This window comes from Acinetobacter sp. 1125_18A (assembly GCF_052824985.1).
In genome coordinates, this window is the sequence record NZ_VTDG01000066.1 from 1 (window position 1) to 279 (window position 279).

At 36.2% G+C, this 279-nt stretch carries 1 protein-coding gene; it reads right to left on the reverse strand.

Annotation, left to right across the window (positions count from 1 at the left end):
- Positions 1–279: cadherin-like domain-containing protein (locus tag FY049_RS22280; protein WP_446084444.1), on the reverse strand; the 279-nt coding region annotated here is incomplete at both ends.

The following is a 279-nucleotide window of genomic DNA, read 5'->3' on the forward strand; positions in this document are numbered from 1 at the left end:
AATTTTTATTTGAAAAATATTGAGTTGGTTTAAAAGTCCAAGTTTGATCACCATTGTCAATGATTTTACCAAAAGTAGGATCAATACTTACATTTTTGATATTCAGCCCAATTCCACCTGATACGTTCTTGAGCAGCATTTCTTTGGTGAGAATAAGTTCATTACTTTCATTCATCGAAAGTTCAACTGGTCCAGAAACTACTGGTTTATCGTTTACCGCTGGGATACTTGGATCCGTCAACGCCTCTAAACGATCATCCAACGCTGTTTTGTCTTGAC